Annotated in this window: 4 protein-coding genes; 1 reads left to right on the plus strand and 3 read right to left on the minus strand. The window is 45.2% G+C overall.

Annotated features, from left to right (window positions below):
* A partial coding sequence (locus VB732_RS35075; protein ID WP_323235415.1) for a strawberry notch C-terminal domain-containing protein occupies window positions 1-1384 on the plus strand: 1384 nt, incomplete at its 5' end.
* Between the two features lie 518 nt (window positions 1385-1902).
* Here VB732_RS35075 and VB732_RS35080 read toward each other — a convergent pair.
* From VB732_RS35080 to VB732_RS35090, 3 genes are all read right to left on the minus strand, one after another.
* Window positions 1903-3108 (minus strand): glutathione S-transferase family protein, encoded by a 1206-nt coding sequence (locus VB732_RS35080; RefSeq protein WP_323235416.1) that lies wholly within the window; start codon window positions 3106-3108, stop codon window positions 1903-1905.
* Between the two features lie 213 nt (window positions 3109-3321).
* The gene (locus tag VB732_RS35085; protein ID WP_323235417.1) at window positions 3322-4272 is read right to left on the minus strand and encodes an RpoD/SigA family RNA polymerase sigma factor; all 951 of its coding nucleotides are present in this window, start codon (window positions 4270-4272) and stop codon (window positions 3322-3324) included.
* A gap of 566 nt (window positions 4273-4838) precedes the next feature.
* A partial coding sequence (locus VB732_RS35090; protein WP_323235418.1) for an ATP-dependent DNA helicase occupies window positions 4839-6439 on the minus strand: 1601 nt, incomplete at its 5' end.

Consider the following 6439-nt stretch of genomic DNA (forward strand, 5'->3'; position numbering starts at 1 on the left):
GGGCAGAAGTTATCATGCCGATCTAAATGCTGCGAATCGTCGCCGGCGATCGCATTATTTGTTGGAGGCTGGCTGGAGGGCAGACAACGCAATCCAGGGGTTGGGACGATCGCACAGAACCAACCAAGCATCAGCACCCGTGTTTAGACCTGTTACCACTAACGTCATTGGTGAACGCCGCTTTATCTCAACCATCGCTCGAAGGCTGGATAGCTTGGGGGCACTCACAAGGGGGCAAAGGCAAACCGGAGGTAACGGAATATTTTCAAACAAAGATAACCTTGAGTCAAACTACGCCGAATATGCACTGTATGAACTGTTCAAGCAGATATTCCAAGGTCGATTTTATGAAGTCCCTTTAGGAAAGTTTGAGCAAATGACTGGATTGTGCTTAACCTCTCATGAAGGCGGGATGAAAATTGACTTGCCCCCATTGCGGCAATTTCTCAACCGACTACTGGCTCTACGCATCGATATGCAAAACATCATTTTCGAGAGGTTTGAACTACTCTTGAGTCAGCAGATTGAAGCAGCGATCGCCGCAGGGGTCTATGAGATGGGTGTGGAAACTTTACGGGCTGAACGGTTTACTGTTGAGAGCCAGGAAGCTGTATATACTCATGCTCAAACTGGTAGCGTCACCAATTACTTGAAAGTGGAACGCACTCAGAAGAATAACATCAGAACGGCTGACGAAATGCTTGAGTTTGCCAGTATGTACCAGGGAAAATTGATGGTTAACACCAAGTCTGGTCATGCTGCTGTGTCAATTCCGACACATAGTATCTACGACGCTGATGGTGGTGTTGTACCAAGAGTGTTACTCGTCCGTCCACAAAAAGAAATCCGTATACCAGTCAAGGATTTAGAATCTTCCACTTGGAAAGCGGTTTGTGTCGATGCGTTCGTCGCAGGGTGGTCGAAGGAAGTGGACACACTGCCCAAGTTCACAACCGATTATCTGCACTTAGTCACTGGTATTTTGTTGCCCATTTGGAAGATACTACCACAGCACAATAGTAGAGTATTCCGACTGCAAACCAGCGATGGACAAAAGATTCTCGGTCGGGTGGTGAATGCTCACGACATTCAAACCGTGCGCGAACAACTCGGACTAAGGAACCAACTGCTTTCTCCAGAAGAACTTGTGAAGCTGGTACTCAACGAGAGATATACACAGCAGTTGCCAGGTGGTGTAACCTTGCGACGTTCTTTCGTTGCTAATGAACCTCGCATAGAACTGGTTAATGCTATCTCACTGGCAGAGCGGCTTTTAGCTGCTGGATGTTTCACCGAGATCATCAACTGGAAAAAGCGGGTATTCATTCCGGTTTCAGACAAAGCCCCAGCTATTCTAGCGGCTGTGATTGAAATCTTGGGATAATTTCCAACCTCAAAGACCCAGATTTAGTGTCTGGGTCTTTTTTACCCTCAAAAAATTAATAATCTAAGAGGAACATGGTGTCAACCTCAACACCTCAACATTAGGTTTAACGCCGGAAGCGGTGATTACTTCCCTTACCCTCTACAATTATTATCATTCTTATAGATTGGGGATTTTATTTTTTGGAAGTTTTAGTATTAATTGAGGCAGGGCCTATTACCCTGCTTAAAAGAATACCGCTCCCAAAAGTTAAGCAAAATGAAGTGCCACCCTCATCGGAAAAACTTCGCTTGAAAGCGGATATTCTATAAGCGCAAACCCCATAAAAGGGGGATTGGTATGGATTCATGCTATCCATAGTTTAAGCTATTCTGATATCAAAAATCAACTATCTGGGTTGCCAATAGGTCAACGCAATAACCAGGAAGAAGTAGAAACAGCATAGAAAAAGAGTCAGCTAGTAATTTAGCTAAACTAACTTCTGTTTTTAACAAAATGTAGGGATGGATACCTGAATCCTACTTTTTGACAAAGTTAGATGGGTCTTGATCTCGTCGATGCTGAGTGGGAATGGGGTCTGGCTGCCCATCACCCACAAGGGCTGCGGTTTTCTCCAGGGATTCCCTCAATCGCTTGGCTGCGTAAATGGACATATCTCGCGGTACATTAATGCGATCGCGTAAATATCGTAGAGCAACATCAGATCCCGATGGAGGTACACAGTCTTTACCGAGCATCATGTGTGTTAAAGCACAACGTAGAGCTTGCTCAAACAATTTCTCATCTAAGGGGTTAACTCGGATAATATTGATCCGGTGTTCGATAGTTCTTTGAAGAGCTTCCATGCGGGAGTTTTCCGGTTCTGGATAACTAACATCTGGCAGCCCAAACCAGGGGCCATTATCCACCCGCGCTTTATTGAGAAGCATTTGGGTTTCGCCATTTTCCCAACAGCCCCCCATCTGGGGCGGTAAATCATGTACGTGGGTGTGAAAGTCGCTCTGGGTACCGCAGTAGGTCGAGCGGCTTTCCATTGCCGCAAACCATGCGCTCAAGCGAGGGTTTTCCGAACGCAGTGAGTAGCCCTTGTAGTAGTAAAGGCTTGCATTCATCCGTTCGAGATATGGCGTAAAAATGACATCAACGATGCCGAACCTATCCAGAAAGTAAGGGCTTGGGGTGCAACCCAGAGCTTCTTCTACCCTAGCTACCACTCCGATAAATTGTTCTCGGTTGCGTTGTTCTTGTTGAGGGGAACTGGCTCTAGAGCAAAGCCAAGCGCACCAAGCTCTAAATAAAAGTCGTTCTAATTGACGTAGAGGAAGCACCGCGCGGTCTTCCATTCTTTGGCTTAATGGAGCAAAAACCTTTTCCAAAGCGATTAAGATGTCATCGCTTTCCGTAATAATCCGTCCATCTAGCTCGATCGCAGGGAGCATTCCTGATGGTACCTTACGTTTGTACCAACTTTCTTTCTCTCCATAGCAGAACATTGTCACTTTTTCGATGCGGTAGGGGATCTGTTTTTCCTCTAGCCATAACCAAACTTTTTGACAGTAAGGACACCAGGCGTGGTTATCACGGTACAGCGTTACCCGCACATCAGATTCCGGTTGACCAAACAACCGCAACCGGGCTTTCGCGTTGGTGAGACCATTAACGGTATCTATTTGATAGTCCGTGAGCCTTTCTAGTTCTTGCCAGCTTAAGGGTGCGATCGCCATAGTGAGGGTGAGTTACGTAGGGAAATACTTGGGACTTTTCTTGACTCTACAATATTTTCAATTACATCATGGTTTAATTTCCACTCTCAAGCGGCAATGTTGCTGTAACCTGTCACGGCGACGCTAACTTTGGGGAGTCGAACTTGATTCATGGAAAGGTATGCTATCTAGCAATTGTTGAAGGTGTGCATCATCTGACGAAAGTAATTCTACTTAATCAGATAAATACTCTTGCATGTCGTTTTGTCGATAGCGGAGAATACTTATCGCCTTGACTTGGATTTGACGAATCCGCTCTCGACTGAGGTTTAGCTGTTGGCCAATCTGAGCGAGATTGAAATGCTGATCATTCTCTAGCCCAAAGCTTAAAGTCAACACTTGACGCTGTATAGGTGTCAATGGTTCTAAGAATTTAGCCACGTCTTGGGATAGAAGTTCTTGGGTAAGGAGTTTTTCTGGTGAAACACCAACGTCTGTTAAAATTTCGCCCAATTCTGTTTCTTGCTCATCTCCAATTTTTTTATTTAAAGAAATGGCTGTACGAGAGGCACTGAGATATTCTCGAAGCTTATCGGGGCTGATGTTTAATGATGCAGCTATTTCTTCAGCAGTGGCATGGCGGCCGAGTTTTAGAAAGCTTTCTCGCTGCACCTTCTTAATTTTATTAAGGATTTCGGTTAGATGAACAGGCAATCTAATAGTCCGGGATTGTTCTGCAATTGCTCTGGTTATAGCTTGGCTAATCCACCAGTAGGCGTAGGTCGAGAGCTTATACCCCAGGTTCGGGTCAAACTTTTCTATACCCCTCTGTAAACCGATCGCTCCTTCCTGAATCAAATCTAAAAATTCCAAATTGCGGTTCTGGTATTTCTTGGCAACAGAAACTACCAGTCGCAAGTTAGCTGTCACCATTTTCTGTTTAGCTTTTTGACCAAGGTGTAGCGCTGCTCGGATTTGTGTTTCAGTTTTTTCAACAGCATTGGCTAATTCTGTCATTGTTGGTTCGCGGTCTAGCTGTTGTGTGAGTTCGTTTTTAGATTGCTCAATAGCAATCATTTCTTGTACAAGTCTTGCATAAGCAATTTCTTCCTCTGGCTTCAATAAAGGATACTGACCAATTTCTTGCAAATAGATGCGAACCATGTCGGAACTCAGGCTGGACATACAAACTTTTCGACTTTTTTAAACCAGGGGATTTAAAAGTATAAATCAAATAGCTCATTAAAATTTTCTATTTTTAACTGAGTACCGTGGGTTTAACCCTATTCTGTCACTCTCGGAAAACAATAATCGAAGCAAGATTCTGAAACTTTGGTTGAGCCAAGCTTTGAACCTTTATTTTCTAACAGTAACTAAAATTTATAGCCCCAACCTGAAAACTAAAGCTGCGAAAGGCTTACAGGGATTAACTTCTCCCAGATTGACAAAACAGGGTTAAATCCCGCAGTTCAAAAAATAAGCAAGTTTTGGGTCGGGGTCGAATGGCACTAAGAAAAGGGAAAATCGTTGAGGCAGCTCTTGTGCAGAGGAGCAGAGGAGCAGGGGAGAAATCCGGGTTAGGTATTGCGTTCGGATATTCAGAAATTCACCTCTGCACCCTTGCCCCCTGCCCCTCTGCAATCCTTACGCTGCATACTCTTCAGCTTAACTTAGTGCCATTCGGGTCGGGGTCTAAATCCCCATCACAAAACTTAATTACGAATTACGAATTATTTAATAGCCAAGGCATATCAATGCAGTCCTGCCTGAAGTAACCTCTGCTGTAACCTTGTGTACCGCCGTTGGTCATCAGTAGAGCGCACCGCCAAAGATATCGCTTTTTTTGCGCCAACCACGATCGCTAACTTCTTGGCACGAGTTATACCAGTGTAAAACAGGTTTCGGGTCAGCATCATATAGTGCTGTATATAGATTGGCAAAATCACCACCGGATATTCTGACCCCTGGCTTTTATGAATAGAAATGCTCCAGGCAAGGGCAATTTCATTCAGGTCAGCGTAATCGTAAACTACAGTCCGCTCACCATACAGTACTGTAACTTCCTGCTCGACAGTATCAATGGTGAGGATTATTCCCAAGTCGCCGTTGAAAACTTCGCGGTTGTAGTCGTTGGTTAGCTGGATAATGCGATCGCCCTCGCGTAACAAATTCCCACCTCTGTTAATCTCCACCTTGCTGGGGCTGGGTGGGTTAATCAACTGCTGCAACACGGTATTAAGATTGCGAGTACCCACAACTCCCCGTGTCATCGGGCAAAGCACTTGGACATCAGTGGCAGGATTAAAACCTAGTCGAGGGAGCAAGTCTGTAATCAACTCGCAGATTGCTTGCACTCCATGTTCAGGCTGATGACCTCCACCATGCCACAGACAATCAGACACAGGATTGTCGGAGATTGGCTCGATTGTTGGGTACTGGCCCCGATTAATCTGATGAGCAGCAGTGATAATTGCACTTGTTTGAGCTTGGCGGAATACCTGAGTTAACCGCACTACTGGCACGCAACCAGAATTAATCAAATCAGCAAGTATTTGACCTGGGCCCACAGATGGTAGCTGGTCAATGTCACCCACCAACAATAGTAGAGCGCCAGCCAATACTGCTTTAACCAAGGAGTAAGCCAGAAACAAATCAAGCATCGAAGCTTCGTCAGCGATAATTGCCGTGTGAGGCAAAGGATTTTCGCTATCGCGCTTGAAACCCCTTGAGCGAGGGTCAAATTCTAACAAGCGATGTATAGTTTTTGCTTCAAGTCCTGTCATTTCATTTAAGCGTTGAGCAGCCCGTCCAGTGGGTGCAGCCAACGCAATAGATTTACCCATTGCTTTCCATAGGCTGACAATGGTGTGAGTTGTGAAAGTCTTTCCAACGCCAGGGCCACCAGTGAGGATCATGATTTTGGAGTAGGCTGCTGTTTCTACAGCTTGGCGTTGCTGTTCTGAAAGCTGAATTTTACGGCTGGCTGTAAAGCGGTCAATCCAATCACGCACACGCTCAATGTCAGTGCCAACAGGATTTTCCAAGCGTTGGCGTATCAATTGAGCTAAATTCTGTTCCGTATGAAAGTAAGTCGGCTTATAGCAAAGTAGCCTTTTTTCTTCATCCCGCTCTCTAATCAGCTCGTCTGCCAGAGCCATATCTTTAATAATGATCGCCACCGCTTCTTCTGTGGGCTGATGAGATTCGGTAGCCAGCAGTTTGATTACCGATTCAATCAGTTCGCTTTGTGGCAAGTAACAGTGACCATCTTCGGCGGCTTCACTTAAACAGTGGATAATCCCCGCACGGTAACGAAATTCTGAGTCAGGGGCAATTCCTATATTTCGCGCAA

The sequence above is a fragment of the Nostoc sp. UHCC 0252 genome (genome assembly GCF_034931145.1).
In the GTDB taxonomy this organism is placed as follows: Bacteria; Cyanobacteriota; Cyanobacteriia; order Cyanobacteriales; family Nostocaceae; genus Nostoc.